This window comes from Erwinia sp. PME.40.26/001, from assembly GCF_055556675.1.
Genome location: NZ_JBVHNP010000338.1, coordinates 1 through 249, shown reverse-complemented (window position 1 = coordinate 249; position 249 = coordinate 1). Strand labels below are relative to the sequence as shown.

Annotated in this window: 1 pseudogene; it reads right to left on the bottom strand. The window is 67.9% G+C overall.

Annotated features, from left to right (window positions below):
* Window positions 1–249: pseudogene (locus tag ACZ3HG_RS24445) on the bottom strand (glutamate synthase small subunit); the annotation flags it as partial.

Sequence of the window (249 nt, the reverse complement as noted above, 5' to 3'; positions counted from 1 at the left end):
GAACGCCTCGTCGATGATCGAGACCTCGACCTGCTTGATCGTCACGGCGGGCTGGTTGATGCCCAGCACGCACGAGCTCTCGCACGGCGCCGGGCACAGGCGACCGGTGAACTCCGGGAAGTTGTTCGTCGCGTGCAGGCGCTCGATCGCGGAGCGGCCCTCGCCGCGCCAGGTGAGGTCGTTCCACTCCGGGATCAGGTTGCCGAGCGGGCAGCCCTTGTGGCAGAACGGGATGCCGCAGTCCATGCA